General features: G+C 53.5%; 18 protein-coding genes. 15 read left to right on the forward strand and 3 right to left on the reverse strand.

All coding sequences use genetic code 11. From position 1 onward, the window contains the following. The first annotated feature begins 7 nt into the window (after positions 1-7). The 11 genes from ACF8PE_RS21380 (at position 8) to ACF8PE_RS21430 (ending at position 11,434) form a co-directional block, all read left to right on the forward strand. Complete coding sequence (locus ACF8PE_RS21380; RefSeq protein ID WP_151584649.1) at positions 8-895, forward strand: transporter substrate-binding domain-containing protein; 888 nt, start codon at positions 8-10, stop codon at positions 893-895. A 39-nt stretch (positions 896-934) separates the two neighbouring features. Beyond that, complete coding sequence (locus ACF8PE_RS21385) at positions 935-1,555, forward strand: glutathione S-transferase family protein (RefSeq protein WP_032618168.1); 621 nt, start codon at positions 935-937, stop codon at positions 1,553-1,555. A gap of 31 nt (positions 1,556-1,586) precedes the next feature. Then, positions 1,587-1,817, forward strand: coding sequence for a tautomerase PptA (gene pptA, locus ACF8PE_RS21390; protein ID WP_059307881.1), 231 nt, complete (start codon positions 1,587-1,589; stop codon positions 1,815-1,817). A 468-nt stretch (positions 1,818-2,285) separates the two neighbouring features. Further along, positions 2,286-4,799 carry a type VI secretion system tip protein VgrG gene (locus ACF8PE_RS21395; protein WP_144837990.1) on the forward strand — a complete coding sequence of 838 codons (2,514 nt, stop codon included), beginning with the start codon at positions 2,286-2,288 and terminating at the stop codon, positions 4,797-4,799. Beyond that, the gene (locus ACF8PE_RS21400; RefSeq protein WP_144837988.1) at positions 4,796-6,931 is read left to right on the forward strand and encodes a DUF3274 domain-containing protein; all 2,136 of its coding nucleotides are present in this window, start codon (positions 4,796-4,798) and stop codon (positions 6,929-6,931) included. Before ACF8PE_RS21395 ends, ACF8PE_RS21400 begins: the two co-directional genes overlap by 4 nt. A 9-nt stretch (positions 6,932-6,940) precedes the next feature. Further along, entirely contained in the window at positions 6,941-7,648 is a 708-nt protein-coding gene (locus ACF8PE_RS21405) for a hypothetical protein (protein WP_032610787.1), read from the forward strand. Positions 7,649-7,651: 3 nt separating this feature from the next. Beyond that, positions 7,652-8,359: a hypothetical protein gene (locus ACF8PE_RS21410; protein ID WP_144837986.1), complete on the forward strand. Its 708-nt coding sequence runs from the start codon at positions 7,652-7,654 to the stop codon at positions 8,357-8,359. Positions 8,360-8,362: 3 nt separating this feature from the next. Beyond that, positions 8,363-9,082 (forward strand): hypothetical protein, encoded by a 720-nt coding sequence (locus tag ACF8PE_RS21415; protein WP_392495251.1) that lies wholly within the window; start codon positions 8,363-8,365, stop codon positions 9,080-9,082. 3 nt (positions 9,083-9,085) lie between these two features. After that, positions 9,086-9,781 carry a hypothetical protein gene (locus ACF8PE_RS21420; RefSeq protein ID WP_392495252.1) on the forward strand — a complete coding sequence of 232 codons (696 nt, stop codon included), beginning with the start codon at positions 9,086-9,088 and terminating at the stop codon, positions 9,779-9,781. Positions 9,782-9,794: 13 nt separating this feature from the next. After that, the gene (locus tag ACF8PE_RS21425) at positions 9,795-10,052 is read left to right on the forward strand and encodes a PAAR domain-containing protein (protein ID WP_032618206.1); all 258 of its coding nucleotides are present in this window, start codon (positions 9,795-9,797) and stop codon (positions 10,050-10,052) included. Beyond that, positions 10,052-11,434, forward strand: a complete 1,383-nt coding sequence (locus ACF8PE_RS21430) for a hypothetical protein (protein WP_164540393.1) — start codon at positions 10,052-10,054, stop codon at positions 11,432-11,434. Before ACF8PE_RS21425 ends, ACF8PE_RS21430 begins: the two co-directional genes overlap by 1 nt. Positions 11,435-11,465: 31 nt before the next feature. Here ACF8PE_RS21430 and ACF8PE_RS21435 read toward each other — a convergent pair whose 3' ends face one another. Continuing rightward, on the reverse strand, positions 11,466-12,359 hold the full coding sequence (locus ACF8PE_RS21435) for an ABC transporter six-transmembrane domain-containing protein (protein WP_032618172.1): 894 nt from the start codon (positions 12,357-12,359) through the stop codon (positions 11,466-11,468). 92 nt (positions 12,360-12,451) lie between these two features. Here ACF8PE_RS21435 and ACF8PE_RS21440 point away from each other — a divergent pair, with 92 nt between their 5' ends. Then, positions 12,452-13,033, forward strand: coding sequence for a TetR/AcrR family transcriptional regulator (locus ACF8PE_RS21440; protein WP_032618173.1), 582 nt, complete (start codon positions 12,452-12,454; stop codon positions 13,031-13,033). 216 nt (positions 13,034-13,249) lie between these two features. On the opposite strand, the gene ACF8PE_RS21445 is transcribed toward ACF8PE_RS21440, so the two are convergent. Then, a complete protein-coding gene (locus ACF8PE_RS21445) occupies positions 13,250-14,185 on the reverse strand; it encodes a LysR family transcriptional regulator (RefSeq protein ID WP_223610539.1) in 936 nt (311 codons plus the stop codon). A 120-nt stretch (positions 14,186-14,305) separates the two neighbouring features. Between ACF8PE_RS21445 and ACF8PE_RS21450 the strand changes: the two genes are divergently transcribed. The 3 genes from ACF8PE_RS21450 to ACF8PE_RS21460 all read left to right on the forward strand — a co-directional run bounded on the left by ACF8PE_RS21450 (position 14,306) and on the right by ACF8PE_RS21460 (position 18,042). Next, positions 14,306-15,184: an MBL fold metallo-hydrolase gene (locus tag ACF8PE_RS21450; RefSeq protein ID WP_392495253.1), complete on the forward strand. Its 879-nt coding sequence runs from the start codon at positions 14,306-14,308 to the stop codon at positions 15,182-15,184. Positions 15,185-15,307: 123 nt separating this feature from the next. After that, positions 15,308-17,410 carry an elongation factor G gene (gene fusA / locus ACF8PE_RS21455; protein WP_392495254.1) on the forward strand — a complete coding sequence of 701 codons (2,103 nt, stop codon included), beginning with the start codon at positions 15,308-15,310 and terminating at the stop codon, positions 17,408-17,410. 14 nt (positions 17,411-17,424) lie between these two features. Further along, complete coding sequence (locus tag ACF8PE_RS21460) at positions 17,425-18,042, forward strand: hypothetical protein (RefSeq protein ID WP_392495255.1); 618 nt, start codon at positions 17,425-17,427, stop codon at positions 18,040-18,042. Here the strand turns inward: ACF8PE_RS21460 and ACF8PE_RS21465 are convergent. Continuing rightward, on the reverse strand, positions 18,036-18,611 hold the full coding sequence (locus ACF8PE_RS21465) for a flavin reductase family protein (RefSeq protein ID WP_392495256.1): 576 nt from the start codon (positions 18,609-18,611) through the stop codon (positions 18,036-18,038). The two genes, ACF8PE_RS21460 and ACF8PE_RS21465, sit on opposite strands and share 7 nt — an antisense overlap. Positions 18,612-18,647 lie beyond the last annotated feature (36 nt).

Here is an 18,647-nt window from a genome sequence, read left to right on the forward strand (position 1 = left end):
AGAGAAGATGAAAAAAGGATTACTGGCGCTATTCATGGTGGCGTCGACCAGCCACGCCGCCATCGATTTGAAAGCTAACGAGCAGCCGCTGCCGGTATCGGTAGACCCGCAGGCGGTGACGAAGATCCCGGCGAACTACAAATTTGTCGAACCGGGTACATTAACCGTCGCCATTTCGGCCCTGAACTCACCGCCGCTGGCGTTGCTGGCCAGCGATAACCGCACCCGCATTGGCAGTGACCCGGATATCGCCCGACTGCTGGCGGGCAGTCTCGGGCTGAAGCTTAAGCTGGTGCCGACGGCGTGGGAGGACTGGCCGCTCGGCATTACCTCCGGGCGCTATGATGTGGCGCTGGTGAACATTGCGGTGACCGAGCAGCGTAAACAGAAGTTTGATTTCGCCACCTATCGCGTCGATTCGCTGGCCTTTTCGGTAAAGTCCACCAGCGAGGTGCAGTCGATTAAGGGGGCCGCCGATCTGTCGGGTAAAAAGGTGATTGTCGGCTCTGGCACCAACCAGGAGCGCATTCTGCTGGGCTGGAACGAAGAGAATAAAAATGCCGGGCGCGAGCCTGCGCTGCCGGTCTACCTGACTGACGACGCCTCCGGCAATCTCTATATTCAGTCCGGCAGGGCAGATGTGTTCTTCGGCCCGCAGTCGGTCTCGGCCTATAAAGAGGCCCTGACCGGCAAAACCCGGGTGGTGGGCTTAGGGCCGAAAAAAGCGTACGTGGCTACTACCACCAAAAAGGGGAATGGGCTGGTGTATGCCTTGCAGGCCGCGCTCGACGGCGCCATCCAGCGGGGTGATTACCAGAAGGTGCTGGCGCGCTGGGGCGAGCAGGGCGAAGCGGTGGCGCAGTCAGTGGTCAACCCGCCCGGGATAACCTACTGAGGCTGCTCTACACTTAAGGCTTTGACTGAGGTGTTACCGATGATCAAAGTCTATGGCGTCCCTGGCTGGGGTTCAGCCATCAGTGAAGTCATGCTGACCCTGGCCGACATTCCCTATCAGTTCATCAACGTTGACGGGTTTGATAAGCCCGGCGAAACCCGTGAACTTCTCGAAAAACTCAACCCCTTGTGCCAGGTGCCGACCCTGGAGCTGGAAAACGGCGAGATCATGACGGAAACGGCAGCCATTGCGCTGCTGGTGCTGGATCGCTGTCCCGATCTGGCACCGCCCGTCGGGCACGCGGATCGCCAGCAGTTCCAGCGCCTGCTGATCTGGCTGGTGGCCAACGTCTATCCCACCTTTACCTATGCCGATTACCCGGAACGCTGGGCGCCAGACGCCCCGGAACAGCTGCAACAAAGCTGCCGCGAATACCGCAAATCGCTCTACCTGTGGCTGGATAATCACCTTAAAGCCACGCCCTATACCTTTGGCGAGCAGATTACCCTTATCGACTGTTATCTGTGTGTGATGCGTACCTGGGGGCCACGCCCGGACTGGTTTGCCGCTAATACGCCGAACATCACGGCAATTGCCGATAGCGTGTGCAAGCTCCCGAAACTGCACAAGGTGCTAAAAGCGAACGATATTCTCTGCTAGTCTGAAACGCTTACTCAAAAGGAGCCTGCACATGCCACACGTAGATATTAAATGTTTTCCCCGTGACCTGAACGACGAGCAAAAAACCGCCCTGGCCGCAGATATCGCCGAGGTGATTACCCGCCATCTGAACAGTAAAGATCGTTCTATTTCTGTGGCCCTGAACGAGGTTCAGGAAGCCGACTGGAAAACGCAGGTGTGGGATACGGAGATTGGCCCGAAGCTGGACGAGTTGATTAAGAAGCCGGGATATTCGATGTAAAGGCAAAACGGTAACTCAGGTTACCGTTGCGTGCGTTTGCTCTCTCTGCTGTGGGGGAGTGGATCAGAGCGCACTGTTTTGCCGGGCGGCGCTGCGCTTGCCCGGCGATAATCGCGCGGCATCCATCGGCCGGATGAGGCCTAGTTGCCACCCGATGAACAGGGTAATTTGGTAAAATACTGTATTTTGTTGCCATGTCATTTCCTCAGGCGTTCTGCTGCTTATTAGAATAATGATTAATAATTTTTTATCATGGTGCTTATATAATTCGGCTTCACTTTCATTTTCCTTTTGTAAATAAATAATCCATTTTATATTTGCTTGTTGATTGCTTTATATTTATTAATTTCTTTGGTGAATGTTATTAAGTTTTTGGCGCCTGGTTTTGCTGGGTTGAATCATATTTTAATTATCAATAGGGGTGTAATATTGAAATAAAGCCACCGTTAATTAAAAGGATGTTTGACAATGGAAGGGCAATCCGAATTACTCCAGCAACAGACGACCTTAAACCGATATTTACTGTACTTTCCCCATAATCAAAACGTTATTCCTGATGTTCATTCATTTACTGGAACAGAGGGATTGAGCGAGCCCTGGCGCTATACTATCCGCTTTACCAGTCCGGATCAGAACATTGCCATTGATGCCGTCCTTAACCAGATGGCTGAATTTATTCTGCGTGCCCCCAATCCAAAAGCCGCCTGGCAAGGGCAAACGCCCTGGCTGCCGGTACGGCAGATCAATGGCACGATCACCAAATTTTCCCGCCTTAAGTCTTCAGGTGATGAAGCCCTGTATGAATGTGTGCTGGAGCATGAGCTGGCGCTGCTGGATAAGAACTATCGTTCCGCCGTGTACATGAACATGACGGTCCCGGAGCTTGTCACAAAGCTAATGAAGGACAGTGGTCACTTTGAAGGCTACAACATCGATTTTGACCAACTGAGCCACAACTATCTGCGTCGGGAAATGATCGTTCAGTGGAAAGAAACCGATCTGCAGTTTATCCGCCGGCTGTTGGCTGAAGTGGGGATCTGGTTCCGCTTAGAGAATCACGACAAAGTGAAGGCGGAAACTGTGGTTATTTTCGGCGATTCTGACCGCCGTTACCGCTTTTGCGACAAACAGGTGCCTTATGTCCGCCATTCTGGCATGACCAGTTATGCCGAATACATAACCGATCTGGAAGAACAGCACGACCTGATCCCTAAAAACGTGCTGGTTCGCACCTACAACTACCGCGAACCGCATTCACCGCAGGCGGATAAAACCATTGAAATGAGTGACATTCCTCAGGGCATCACTTTCGGGCAACACTATCACTACGCCGATCCCTATCTCACTGATGGTGACTGTTATGGCACAGAGGCGGAAACGGCTACGTTTTACGCAAGGTTGCGCTATGAGCGTCTACTGAACAGCCAGAGTGTTCTGGGGGCAACCACCAGCGATCCCGAACTTCAGCCGGGCATTATGTTTAACCCTACAGGCCCCATCCCTGATGGGTTTAAGTCCGGTTTTCTGATAACGAAGATGACTATCCGCAGCAGCCGCGCGGAACACTACCGCGCCGTGTTGTCGGGGATCCCCTGTACCAGGAGCTACAGCTTCCGCCCTGGCTATATACCCCGACCAGTGATAGCCGGAACGATACCCGCCAGAGTGGCGGCTATCGGGGGAGATAAAACCTATGCCGGGCTTGATGCGCATGGTCGCTACCGGGTGAAGTTTGATTTTGACCTTGATGAAAAGCGTGACGGGTTCGAAAGCGCCCTGGTACGCCTCGGCAGAGCGTATGCGGGTGACACCTTTGGTATCCACTTTCCACTACTGGACGGAACCGAGGTCGCCGTGGGTTTTGAAGGCGGCGATCCAGACCGGCCTTTCATTGCTCACGTAATGCACGATGGCAGCCGGCCGGATTTAGTCACCAACCGCAACGATAGCCGCAACGTGATCCGCACGGCCGCGTCCAACAAGATCCGTCTTGAGGACCGCCGCGGCAAGGAGCATATCAAGATTTCCACGGAGTACGGCAAAGGGCAATTCAGCGTTGGCCACCTGGTGGATGCGGAAGGTAAAAAACGCGGGGAAGGCGTGGAAGCCCGTACCGACGACTGGATGGCGCTGCGTGCCGCTAAAGGGGTGATGATAACCACAGAGGCCCAGCCGCGTGCCGCGGGAAAACAGCTGGATATGACGGACGCCATTGCGCAACTGGAGAAAGCCTTAACGCTGGCGATGACCCTGCAGCAAAGTGCGCTGACGGCTGGTGCCAGTCATGTGGAAACCGATCGGCAGAATGCGCTCAGCCAGACGTTAAGTCACCTCACGGGGCCTGGCATTCTGGCGTATGGCAAAAACGGCGTCGCTCAGGTGACCCCGGATAGCCTGCAACTGTCAGCCGGGCAAGACCTGATCGTCACGGCAGGCAATGATACCAGCATGAATGTGGTGAAAAAATTCTCGCTGGCCGTGGGGGAGAAAATTTCGCTGTTTGCCCGCAAGCTCGGTATCCAGATGATTGCCGGCGCGGGAGATATTACGTCTCAGGCACAGCGCGGTGAAATGCACATGCTGTCGCAGAAGGATTTTACGATGACCAGCACCGCCGGGAAGATGAACGGCAGTGCCCGGGAGGGGATGCAGTTTGTCTGCGGCGGGGGCGGGATCCGTATCAGCCCAAACGGGCTGGTTACCCTTTTCTCGCCAACCGGCATTGAACTGAAAGCGCCGAGCCTGAAATACGACGGTCCGGATAGTGCGTCAGTCCAATCACCATCCTTCGAGAAAGGCGCATTTAAACTCCGTTACAAGCTGCACGCTGGCGATGACCCGGAGCAAATTCTGGCGAACAAAAAATTCAGACTGACGAATTCGGCCGGCCAGATTGTAGAAGGCGTCACGGACAGCAAGGGTCATTCACCGCTGCTTGATGCTGACGACCTCGATAGTTACAAAATGGAGCTGATGGAATGACGGAGTCGAAGACAAAACCGTACGCCCCGCGGGTGGTATCGGAAGGGGATATTCCGGTACACAGAACTCTGGGAGAGGCTGCCCAGACGCGCAACGTGGGAGTACCGCGCCCGATGCCGGGGATTATCATTCTGATCCACGGCGTGAACGATGTGGGTGAAGCCTACCAGAATCAGGAGAAGGGGATACTTGCAGGACTGGGGAAACGGCTTAACCGCCAGGATTTTTACGCCCATCAGTGGAAAGATTACAGGATCGCGGCGCCCGGTCGCTCGCCCATTATCCCGTTTTACTGGGGATATAAACCGGTCACCCATGACGATTACCGGGCAGATCAGAAACGCTACCGGGAAGAGGTCGGCAAGATGAGTGACAAAGCCCATTTACCCTATGATGCTTACCAGGAAGATAACGAAGCGAATAAAGCCGCGCTGGGTAATGACGGCAACGGACCGTTTAAGTACCACAACGATAACTTCAAAAATGCGCTGGATACGCACTTTGCCAAAAATGGCGGGACCTTTGCTAATGCTACGACCACTATCCCCGATATGTTAGGACCCGGTGCGGGTGGCTTCGGTGTGGCCGCTGCGGGATTTGCTTCGTTGCACTTTAATGATGGCGATTTCACGCATCCTATCTTTGAAAACCCGCACCGGATTTATCAATTCTTTGCCGCTCAACGGCTGGCGGATTTGATTCTGCAGATTCGAAGTGAGCCTATTACTGTAAAAGATGTGATTAACGTTGTGGCCCACAGTCAGGGCACGATCATTACCATGCTGGCAAATATGCTGGTTAAGCAAGCCGGATATGCTCCGGTTAACTGTGTGATTCTTAACCACTCTCCCTATTCACTAGAGTCGCGCGTGGCTGAAAATATTCAGCCTGGCTATCAACAGACCGACTCAGCAAGACAGAAGACCTTTAAAAACTTCTGTCGCCTGATGTATACGCAATGGAAAGGTGGCGGAAAGATGTCTGAAGCGGAATTATTGAACCTGGAGGCCTCCTGTATCCTGCGAAAGCCCTCCGATAACCCGCTGCGATCCGATGACAGATATTGCCGTAGCAACGACGGTAAAGTGTATAACTATTTTTGCCCGAACGACGGTGTCGTGTCGCTGGAAAATGTGCAGGGTATCGGCTGGCGTGGCATTCCTCAGAAACTAGCCAGTGAAATTCCTAATCTGTATCAGCGCGTGTTTTATCAGCATGGTGAGGTGGGAAAAGCCCCTGACGCTAAACCCTTAGAGTTACCGCCACGAAAGGAGGGGGATGCAAAATATGCCTTCTGGACAAATGCCAGCTACAGTGCGCGCGATGTAGTGGTTAATGGCGAGGAATTACCGGAACCTTTTATTTTCAAGCTTCAGGGTCAGGATAATTATCCTGATAACGATCCGAAAACCAGCGACACGCCCTATACGTATTATATCGATCCCGATAGCCCGGATGCCTACATCTCTTATTCAGCCAAGGCCAGCACCATCAAACGCACGGAATCTGCGATGTATATGCTCAACAGTTACCAGCGTATTAGCTGGAAACCGGGACATATTTTAACCCCAGACGAACTTAAAGTTGAAAAGGCCGACAGAAAACTCGACGTTATTCATGGAGCGGTCAGTGGTTCTAAAGACTATCCAGTGCTGACCATTACCTGGCGGAAAACTCGTGAGGAACTGGAAAAGGAATGGCAGAAAACCGATCCGGTAGGTTACAGCCAGCACTCTTCTATTGTGATGAGTGAATATGCGCCTTCACATGCGATGGCGTTCGATCTGGCAATTGGACAATGTAAATCGTTTGACTATAAGGCTGGGAAATTCTGGGAAGAGCTATTACATCTGGCAGACTGGCGCGACCCACTGAATAAAAATAGTGATGCTAAAGAATATTATCGATCAGGCAAATTACCTGAGATCTCAACAAAATTCCATATGAATAAGCCCGAAAAAGTGCTGCCTGAAGGTGAGTTCGGGGTGGAGAATGATTATGCCGGTAACCGACCCCGTGCACGTAATCCAAGGCATATTGAGATGGGGATTGTCAGGTCGGAAGATTTCCAGGAAATAAAGTTATTGCAATGGGAAATGCCAAAACCTAAAAGTGACAGCCAACTGGCTTAAGGATCGAGCATGAAAGGATTATGTACCGCTTTCGCAGTGGCCGCTGTTGTAATGGCTGCTGAATGCATGGCAAAGGAACCGCCGACACAAGTTATTTATCGGTTCGATGACCATCGCTACCTGGAGCTTAAAGGCTGGGACTGCGAAGGTGAACTCTGGTACACGGATATAAAACGAGGTATTCACACCCAACCAGCCAGCCAGTTTTATCGAATATTTACCCGTAAATTCATCCATCCGTCAGAGAAATATATAGCTATTACCAACTGGGAGGTGGATGGATTCCTTGTTTCGAAAGATTATGGCGAAACATGGAGGGCTGTTGGCTTTGCTCCCGGTCATAATGAACCTAATGGGGATAACAGAGCACCAGCCGAAGACGCGGTGTCGTTTACCGTCGTCAACGATCAGGGTTTTTTGCAGACCAGACACCGGCTGTATATTTCGTCAAAGCCGTTTGAAGACCCACGCATTTTGCCCGGCGGTCCAGGGATTGCTTATACCGTAGATGACGGGATGGGAAATAAAGTAAGCGATAGGCTGGAATCCCGTTTCCCTGGATGGGCCTGGGGCATGGTCTACATGACTAAGCAAGCGCTGGGGAACAGCACTCAGCAATTTAAGACGAACTGGCAAGATTTACCCGATAAAGTCCCCGAAGTAAAAGAGTACGCCGGCTGGGATCGGATGCGCTGTGATATGGATGCGGGGCGATAAATAATGAAAGGATTATGTGCCGTTCTCGCAGTGGCCGCTGTTGCACTGGCTGCTAATTGTATGGCGAAGGAGCCACCGACGCAGGTGGTATATCGCTTCGATGACCATCGCTACCTGGAATTGAAAGGCTGGGATTGTCAGGGAGAACTCTGGTATACCGATACAAAGCGGGGCATTCACTCACAGCCTTATTTTCAGTTTTACCGGATATTCACCCGTAAATTTATCCATCCTTCAGAACGTTATATTTCTATCCCAAACTGGGAGGTGGATGGATTCCTTGTTTCGAAAGATTATGGCGAAACATGGAGGGCTGTTGGATTTGCTCCCGGTCATAATGAACCTAATGGGGAGAAAAGAGCACCGGCCGAAGACGCGGTGTCGTTTACCGTCGTCAATGATCAGGGTTTTTTGCAAACTAAACACCGGCTGTACATGTCATCAAAGCCGTTTGAAGACCCGCGGATTCTGCCTGGCGGCCCGGGCATTGAATATACGGTGGATGACGGTATGGGAGGCACAGTCCACGGGAGGCTGGAACCTCATTTCCCAGGGCATGCATGGGGACTGGATTACATCACCAAAGAAGCTCTAAAAGAGGATACCGCGCAGTTTAAGATAAACTATCAGGACCTACCCGACAAAGTCCCCGAAGTTAAGGGTTATACCGGCTGGGATCGGATGCGCTGTGATATGGATGCGGGGCGATAAATAATGAAAGGATTATGTGCCGTTCTCGCAGTGGCCGCTGTTGCACTGGCTGCTAATTGTATGGCGAAGGAGCCACCGACGCAGGTGGTATATCGGTTCGATGATCACCGCCACCTAGAAATCAAAGGCTGGAACTGCGAAGGTGAGCTCTGGTACACGGATACAAAGCGAGGTTTCCATTCAAGAATAGCCAGTCAGTTTTATCGAATCTTTACCAAAAAATTCGTACATCCATCAGAACGCTATCTTGCAATTCCATGGTGGGGACATATTACTGGTGGTTTTTCAGTATCCAAGGACTATGGGAAAACATGGGAAAGAGGGGGGGCATCCATGTCGCCTGGAGGCAATGAACCTGATGGAGGTAACGCGCCTTATTATGATGATGTTATCTCTTTCACTGTCGTCAATGATCAGGGTTTTTTGCAAACTAAACACCTGCTGTATATGTCGTCAAAGCCTTTTGAAGACCCGCGGATTCTGCCTGGCGGCCCGGGCATTGAATATACGGTGGATGACGGTATGGGAGGCACAGTCCACGGGAGGCTGGAACCCCGATTCCCTGGTTGGGCCTGGGGCATGATCTACATGACTAAGCAAGGGCTTGAGGGCAGCTCTCAACAACTGAAGACGAACTGGCAAGATTTACCCGATAAAGTCCCCGAAGTGAAAGGTTACACCGGCTGGGATCGGATGCGCTGTGATATGGATGCGGGGCGATAAATAATGAAAGGATTATGTACCGCTTTCGCAGTGGCCGCTGTTGTACTGGTTGCTGAATGCATGGCGAAGGAACCGCCGACACAAGTTATTTATCGGTTCGATGACCATCGCTACCTGGAGCTTAAAGGCTGGGACTGCGAAGGTGAACTCTGGTACACGGATATAAAACGAGGCATTCACACTCAACCAGCCAGCCAGTTTTATCGAATATTTACCCGTAAATTCATCCATCCGTCAGAGAAATATATAGCTATTACCAACTGGGAGGTGGATGGATTCCTTGTTTCGAAAGACTATGGCGAAACATGGAGGGCTGTTGGCTTTGCTCCCGGTCATAATGAACCTAATGGGGATAACAGAGCACCAGCCGAAGACGCGGTGTCGTTTACCGTCGTCAATGATCAGGGTTTTTTGCAAACTAAACACCGGCTTTATATGTCGTCAAAGCCGTTCGATGACCCACGCGTTGTCACTGGGGGCCCCGGTATAACGTACACACTTGACGATGGTACCGTCCAGTCAATTACCCCGGAATTTCCCGGTTGGAAGTGGGGTATGGTGTACTTCACTAAGGGATGGCTCGAAGGAAAAGTTGTAAGTCATGAACAAAACTATCAGGACTTACCTGATACAGTCCCGGAGGTGAAAGGTTACACCGGCTGGGACCGGATGCGCTGCGATATGGATGCAGGACGATAAGGAGATAAAAATAATGAAAGGTGTCATTCGACTGAACGACCCGCTTATAGGCGGTGGAAAAGTTATAAAAGCCACTGGTGCGGACTTTATGGGTAAGCCTGTAGCCCTGAGTGGTGATCTGGTGCAGTGCCCTATGCACAAAGGGACATTCACTATCAATGAATGTCATCCAACCTGGACCATGCACGGCAAGGGGGTTGTGGTGGATGGTTGTCACGCGGCCTGTGGCTGCGAAATCAAAAGCACCTTGCCTGTTGCGGGGGCTGCGTGATGAAAGAGTGGTGGTTATACAAGCAACAGCCAGATGCAGAAAGTAATGTATCCGTCGCGGTAATTATTGCCATATATGTTCTGGCTATAGGCGCCAGTCTGCTGATCAGAGCATTAACCTGGCCTGAAAAGGAACATGTTACTGCTATATTTTTTGTGCCTTCCGTTATTCTCCCTTTCTGCCTTGTCTCTATGTTTGTATATATAGCGTTCATGTTTGATGATACCCATGTTCACTATTTCGAAACGCGTAAATTCATCGCAAAAGAGCGAGAAATCAATTTAAAAACGTATGCTCGGAAAAATGTGGCTATTGCAGCCTGGTCTGCAATCACTCCTCTGGAGCAACCGGCACTGAATATGTTGAAGCTTGAAGGGGAGTTTCCGCTGGCACCGAAAACGCCGGTTAAAATTCACCAGGAAGCGCTTTTCGACCAGTCCCGTAATGAACAGATATTTAATCGCCTGCTGGCCCCGATGGCCGAAAAGCTGAAGGGATACAATTATCGTGTGTTTGAAATCGTTGTCTGGGTTCGCGGTGGGAATGAGAATTGTATTGAAGAACTCCGGCGTTCACTGGAGCGAATGAGTGTTGATCATGCCAGTACCTGCAAAATTGAATATATGACGGAATGCCCCGATTATGCGCTTATCAGCCAATGGGCTAATCTGGCAGATTACAGGATTGAAAACCGGTTAGTTGTTATTCTTGATTTGCATGAAGAAGACGACGAATCAAAGTGCATGGAAAATGCCTGTGCATTCCTGCTGACCAACCATTATGTTTGGGAGGAAGGTGAAAGACCGGTTTATCTGTATCAGCCCATGTCCGGTGTCACAGATATTGAGGCAAAAATGCCGATCTATCTGCAGGTGGAATCTGTGCTTACGCCAAAAACGCTCTGGTATACCGGTCTTTCCCGTACCGAGAAATACCCGTTAATGCAGGCCCTGGATGAAAAGGGGCAGGCGCCGGAACGTTTGGATCTTGATACCTCATTAGGCGAGAAGAGTGCCGGGTATCGGTGGCTCGCGCTGGCGTTGGCGGCAGATGCGGTGAAATATGCCCAGGGGGAGCAGTTGGTGGCTTCTTCAGAAAAAAACAAATTTAGTATTACTGCGCTCTCTTCTCAGAAAACCGCCACTCCTGCAAACCTTGTATGGGGGACATGGAGTAATCCACTGTTGCCTGCAGGTATGGCGGCGTTTTTCTTTATAGTTTCACTCTTTGCGTATTATATTAGTTTCGCAGTTGAAAATGATCCCCTCTCTATGTGGGAGCTTGTTGCAAGCATCATCATCCCATTTGTTGTTTTTATTGGCACAGGTTTTTTACTTTTAATAGTAAAAACCAACGAAGCTTATAAGGATATAGGATACTAAAATTTATACCGCCCAGGCGAGCCGCTTACTTTCAAAGGGTACTGGTATTTACCCGCTTGCCAATATCTTTTAGCTGAGAATATTTTTCCAGCAGTTGCGGCCCGTCATCCAGACTCATCGCAAACATCCACATGTAGGTCATGACCGAATAGATATGCCCGGCATCCATTCCGCCTTCGAACGACATGGTCAGTATGGTACTGGCGAATAAAATCGCGGTCACCGTACCGATGGCTAAATAGCCAAACGCTTCCCGATCTGACAGCTTAATTCGGAGCCGCGCCAGCACATCGTAGTGCCTGGACAACGACCTCCTGGATGCGCTGTTCACGAACGCCACCTCTTTTTCCAGCCGATCGTTTAGTCGCACGAATAGCGCTTCGTTCCTGGAGGAGAAGCCCGGTAAAAAGAGGGCAAAAAAAGCCAGGATGAACAGACAGGCGACGCCGGTCCAGAACTGTAGCAGGAGCAACATCGCCGCGGCACCGATGATTGACGCGACAGAGGTCACCAGCACCGGCAGATGTTTCTCGAAGAAATCAACAAATTCACGCGACAGCGCCACGCGTGCGGCAATGGTTGAGGCGCTGTGCTGCTCTTCGCGTTGCGCAATGATGACCGGAACGGCCAGCTCGGCGTAAATGCGCGCAAAGGTGCGGGTATCGATGCTGCGTCTTGCCGCGCCAATCGCCCACATCACAAACACCATCACCGCATAGAGCACGGCATGTAACGCCTGGCCCGTAACAATGGCATTGATCGCAAAGCCTGCCAGCAGAGGGTAGAGCAGCATCGTGATATTTTCAGCCGCCACCAGTAAGAACGTGAGAATGAGTTTTCGGCTATGTCGTTGGCCCAGCAGTTTGAGCGTTTTGACCGCGCTGTTTGATACTGCGGCGGGTGCCGCATTTTTTAAGGTAAGCATAAAGTTTTTTGTTAAGATGGACTTGAGCGGTTGCTCAAATCTGTGGGGTGAGTCTATTTGAGCGCTTGCTCAAAGTCAACATAGGCAGGTCGATGAAAGAAGCAAAAGAGGCGTTAAAAGTCAGGATTCTGGACGGGGCTATCGCTCTATTTCTGGAGAAGGGGATTGCCAACGTCACCACGCGTGAGTTGACCGAGTCGTTAGGGATCTCACGCAGCCATATTTATCATTATTTCAGCAACTGGCAGGCCTTGTGTATTGCGGCGCTGGAGCGGTTTATGCGCGACGAGCTGGAAATCTTTACGCGAGAGGTGGCGGCTTTACCCTCCACGCAAAAAATGGATCGTCTGGTCGCCGATTTTTTGCCCTTTGAGCAGGATGCCGCCTGGCAGCTGTATGGCGCAACCTGGCAATTGGCGCTGCATAACGACGTTTACGCTGAACTGGTTGAATCCATTATGCAGGCGTGGAGCGAGCTGGTGCGCGACATCATTGAGGAGGGCGTCGAAAATGGAATCTTCCGCGCGTGCGACGCCAGCCGCACCACGCGACAGCTCATCTCACTCCTGAGCGGATATGATGAGTTTCTGGGTGTGCGACCCTCAGCAGAAAAGTGCGCAATGGTCCAGGCCGATATTGCCGATTTTATCCAACGGTTTATTTATAAGGCGTAAGAGCCGGTTTTAACCCGGCGGGCTGCGATCTATCCCCTTAATCTCTCTCGAGGGAGAGGGGGCAGACCTTGCTGTAGGCCGGGCGAAGCGAAGCCGCTACCCGTCTGGTTGAACATGGCTATTTTTGACATTTCTCACCTCGAATGACGTAACGGACAAATTGAAGGTCAAACTGTACCGGGCAGCATTCGGGGGAAAAACAGCTCACACGGAACTTCACTGTTTCCCTGGGGGTAACAATCCATGCAGTTGGGCGCTATTGTCGGCAAAAAGCGCGCTTAACCAGTCGATAAAGACTCTCACTTTGGGGGCAAGGTAGCGGCGATCGGGATAAAGCACTGAGATGGGTTTAGTGACGGTGGTGTAGCTGGCAAGGACCTCAACCAGCCTGCCAGACTCCAGATGCGGAGCCAGAATCGCACGGATGCCCTGCAACATTCCCAGGCCGGCAAGCCCGCACGAGAGCAAGATATCCGAATTATCCACCAGCATGGTGCGTGCGGGGCGCACAATCACCGGCGTGCCGTCCTGCATAAAGCGCCAGTCCATCACCGCACGGCTCTGACCGGAAAAGAACATTACGGCTTTATGTCCCGCCAGATCGTCAGGGGTTGTAGGCGTGCCGTATTTTTTCAGGTAAGCGGGCGCCGCGCAGGTGACCAGTCGCGCATCACCCAGACGCCGGGAGATGAGCGTCGAGTCCTGTAACTCCCCAAGGCGGATCACGCAGTCGATCCCTTCTGCCACCATATCGACGCGGTGATCTGAGGAGGTCAGTTCCAGTTCAATATCCGGGTATTTTTCCTGAAACCCGGAGAGCGCAGGGATAAGTACCGCATGGGCCAGCGACAGCGGCGTATCGACTCGCAGCCGACCACGGGGAGGACGCGTGGGCGAGAAGAAAGCCAGCACGTCGTCTACTTCATGCAGTAAGACTTTTGCACGCTGAAAAAAAAGCTCCCCTTCCGAGGTGAGGCTGATTTTGCGGGTGGTCCGATGGAGGAGTTTTGTCCCCAGTTCGTCTTCCAACTGCTGCAGGGCTTTGGTGACGGCAGGGCGGTGAAGCTGTAGTCTGTCTGCCGCCCGGGTAAAGCTGCCCTGTTCGGCAACCTCCACAAATATGTTCATCCGTTCAAACATCCTGGCGCTCATCGTCTTCAGCCTTTTGGTGGGATTGTTTCTCATTGGATAACAGTGTAATACGAAAAAGCCACTTTTTACTGTACCAGCAAATACTTATCCTGATGTCATCCAACGCAATGAGGTCATGACATGTCGAAATTTCACAATTACCAGGCACCCGCAGTCAATCGCAAACAGGTGGGTGATACCCTGGTCACCTTGGTGAGCGATGGCTATCTGGATGCTTCATTTGAACTGTTATCCGGTATTACCGGTTCGCAAGCGGAAGCGGTACTGCAGCGGCGGGGTGCATCGACGCTGCCGCGTATGAATATCAACGTCTACGTGATTCAGAACGGCAAGCAGACGATCCTGGTTGACAGTGGGGCGGGTAACTTCAAGGGCTGGGGCGGACGCCTGCCCGTGGCGCTGGCAGCAGCAGGGATTGATCCGCTGCAAATTGATACGATCCTGCTCACCCATGCGCATCCTGACCATATTGGCGGCCTGGCTGGCCCGTTACACACGCCACACTTCCGCAATGTGGAGCGACTCTTTGTTCATCAGGATGAGCTGGCTTTCTGGCGCAATAAAACGCTACAGGCTTCTGCCCCGGAGGGTTTCAAGCCCGCTTTCGCGCTGGCGCAAAACGCTTTTGCGGCCTACGAACAGAAGCTGGTTCCGTTCAAACACGAGGATATCCTGCCGGGAATACAGGCGGTGGCACTGCCGGGGCATACGCCCGGGCACAGCGGCTACGTTATAGGGGACGAGAAAGAATCCCTTCTCATCTGGGGCGATATTGTCCATTTCCCACACATTCAGGTTGAACACCCGGACGTGACCATCGCCTTTGACAGCGATCCGGCGGCAGCGGCAGCCACCCGCAAACGTCTTCTGGAGCGCGTGGCGACGGATAAACTCATCGTTTCGGGCATGCATTTCAACGCGCCCATTACGGCCACGGTGAAACAGGGGGCGGCCCAACAGTTTACGCTCCACTATGACAGCTGGTCTCCGGTGGTCTGATTCTCTCTACTCTTCGACCGCAGAATCACCCGTCCCCCTGTTGACAGGGCACTACACTGATCTACATACCTGCACGCGCTAACCCAGCGCGTGATTGTCGTGTCTATTACATAAGGATGCATCATGATCCGGTCCATTCCTCTTGAGCGTTATCGCAACATCGGCATCTCGGCACATATTGATGCCGGTAAAACCACCACCACCGAGCGCATCCTGTTTTACACCGGGGTGAGCCACAAGATGGGGGAGGTCCACGATGGCGCGGCGATCACCGACTGGATGGCGCAGGAGCAGGAGCGGGGCATTACCATCACCTCTGCGGCGGTAAGCTGTTTCTGGTCCGGGATGGATCGCGGTTATGAGCCGCACCATATCAATATTATCGACACCCCCGGGCACGTCGATTTCACTATCGAAGTGGAGCGATCCATGCGGGTGCTGGACGGGGCTGTGATGGTCTACGACTCGGTGGGCGGCGTGCAGCCGCAGTCGGAAACCGTCTGGCGGCAGGCCAATAAGTACCGGGTGCCGCGTATTGCCTTCGTCAATAAGATGGACCGTCCGGGGGCCGATTTTTTCCACGTAGTGCAGATGATGATAGACCGGCTGAAAGCCCACCCGGTGCCGATTGTCATCCCCATCGGGGCCGAAGATCATTTCACGGGCGTGGTCGATCTGATCAAGATGCGGGCCATTATCTGGGATGATGCTACCCAAGGGATGACCTTCAACTATGCCCCGGTGCCGGATGACCTGCTGGCTACCGCGCAGACGTGGCGGGAAAAAATGGTCTCGGCGGCAGCGGAAGCCAGCGACGATCTGATGGATAAATACCTTGAAACCAACGCTCTGGACGACGCGGACATCATCCGTGGCTTGCGCCAACGCACGGTTGCCGGGGAGATCCAGCCAATGCTGTGCGGCAGCGCCTTTAAAAACAAAGGGGTGCAGCGAATGCTGGATGCGGTGATCGAGCTGATGCCGTCACCTCTCGACGTGCCCGCCATCGACGGGGTGGATGAGAAAGGACAGCACGCCGAGCGTCACCCTAACGATGACGAACCCTTCTCCGCGCTGGCGTTCAAGCTGATGTCCGACCCCTACGTTGGCCAACTGACCTTTATCCGCGTCTACTCCGGGGTGTTAAAAAAAGGCGACGCGGTGTTCAACCCGGTTAAGGGTAAGAAAGAACGCATCGGGCGTATCGTGCTGATGCATGCCAACGACCGTCATGACGTCGAGGAGTTACGCACCGGGGATATCGCCGCCTGCGTGGGGCTAAAAGATGTCACCACCGGGGATACCCTGACAGACCCCGGCGCGGTGATCACCCTCGAGCGGATGGAGTTCCCGGATCCGGTGATCTCGCTCTCCATCGAACCCAAAACCAAAGCCGACCAGGAGAAAATGGGCATCGCGCTGCACCGTCTGGCGGCAGAAGATCCCTCCTTCCACCTGCATACCGACGAAGAGTCCGGCCAGACCATCATCTCCGGGATGGGCGAGCTGCATCTGGAGATTATCGTTGACCGTATGCGGCGTGAGTTCGGCGTCGAGGCCAATATTGGCCGTCCACAGGTAACCTACCGGGAAACCATCCGCAAAGGGGTGAGCGATATCGAGGGCAAGTTCGTCCGCCAGTCCGGCGGGAAAGGGCAGTATGGCCATGTGGTGCTGAGTCTCGAACCGCAGGAACCGGGCAGCGGTTTCACCTTTGTCGATGCCACCAAAGGCGGGGTGGTGCCGCGGGAGTATATTCCGTCGGTGGAGAAGGGGCTGCGGGAGGCGATGAACAGCGGCGTGCTGGCGGGCTACCCGGTGGTGGATGTCAAAGCAATCCTGACCTTTGGCTCCTACCACGACGTTGACTCCTCAGAGATGGCCTTCCGCATGGCAGCCATCTTCGGCTTTAAGGATGCGGCGCGCAAAGCCGACCCGGTGATCCTCGAGCCGATGATGCACGTCGAGGTCGAAACCCCGGAAGAGTACGCCGGTAACATTATGGGCGATCTCTCCTCCCGCCGCGGCCTGGTGCAGGGGATGGAGGAGCGGTTCGGCAGCCAGATTATCCGCGCCGACGTGCCGCTGGCGGAGATGTTCGGTTACGCCACCACGCTGCGATCCATGTCCCAGGGGCGGGCGACGTACAGCATGGAGTTCCACCATTACGCCGAAGCGCCGCGTATCGTGGCGGATGACATCATCGCCGGGCGGTCGAAAAAGTAGCCCTGGAGTGAACCATGAAGCGTCCGCATCTTGCTCTCGCCGCGCTCATGGCCTCCCTGACACTGCTTGGGTGCGTGGTGATGTCCGGCACCAGCCGCACCGACTTTACCGCCACCAGGCAGGCAGATTTAGTGTTTATTGGCCTGCCTGCGCCGTTGAACTGGCTTGCGGCGGGGATGCAGGGCACCACCTTTCCGGTCTCCAGTACCCTGTCGCTTACCGCCGCCCACGTTGCGGTGCCGTTGCTGAAGCCCATTAAGGCGCAACATCCCCTCTGTGATGTGGCGGTGATTGGCGATAACAACCGGGGCAAGATCGTGCATCAATTGGCCTATGCCAGAGCCGGACGCAACGTGACCCTGTTCGGCTACAGCGCTATCAACAGCCTGCCAAAATCCAGCATGGGCAAGATTGACGGTTTCGTAAAGCGTGACGGCTGCTACTACGGTGTCATCACCGGGGCGGGGGCGGTATCCGGCATGTCCGGCGGACCGGTAGTGGACAGCCTGACCGGGGAGACGGTGGGGATCATTACCAACGTGATCCCGGGCAAAGGGGCCGTAGTCTTTATCGCGGTGCAGGATTTTACCAACCTGCTGGACCGGATGCGGATCCTCTATAAAACCTACTGACCCGGCGCTTTTACCTGTCTGCCGCTGGTCACAAAGGTGCCCGCCCCCAGGTGGTGCAGGGTATTAAGCTTATCGTCGTCAAACTGCCAGCGCCCGGCGACAAACGCCCGTTCATCCGCCGCGGCAGAGACCACTTCACCAAAGAGGGTGTCATACTTTTCCGCCGCCGGGGTCGCAGGCAGCAGACGGCACTCCATCCACGCCAGACACTTCTCTTCCACCACCGGCAGACCCAGCACCGGGCCACTGATGACCGGAATACCGTAGCAGTTGAATTTATCCTCATCCCGGCCGCTGACGCTGCCGACCGCCCAGGTCCAGTTGGCAGCCGCCACGCCGGGAATAACGATCCCGAACATGCCGCTGCGCTCAATCAGCTCCCGCGACCAGGTGCTTTTATCCACCACGATGGCGATGCGCGGCGGCTCGAACTCCACCGGCATTGACCAGGCTGCGGCCATCACATTGCGCCGGTCAAGGTTGTCGTCGCGGCTGGTGATCAACACCGTGGGGCCGTGATTCAACAGACGGCTGGCGTGCATTAACTCAACGGGGCGGAAGTGGCTCATAGAAATTCCTCACAGAACGGGTCAGAGCATTAAACG

The sequence above is a fragment of the Leclercia sp. GLN_9 genome (genome assembly GCF_043105735.1).
GTDB lineage: Bacteria > Pseudomonadota > Gammaproteobacteria > Enterobacterales > Enterobacteriaceae > Enterobacter > Enterobacter adecarboxylatus.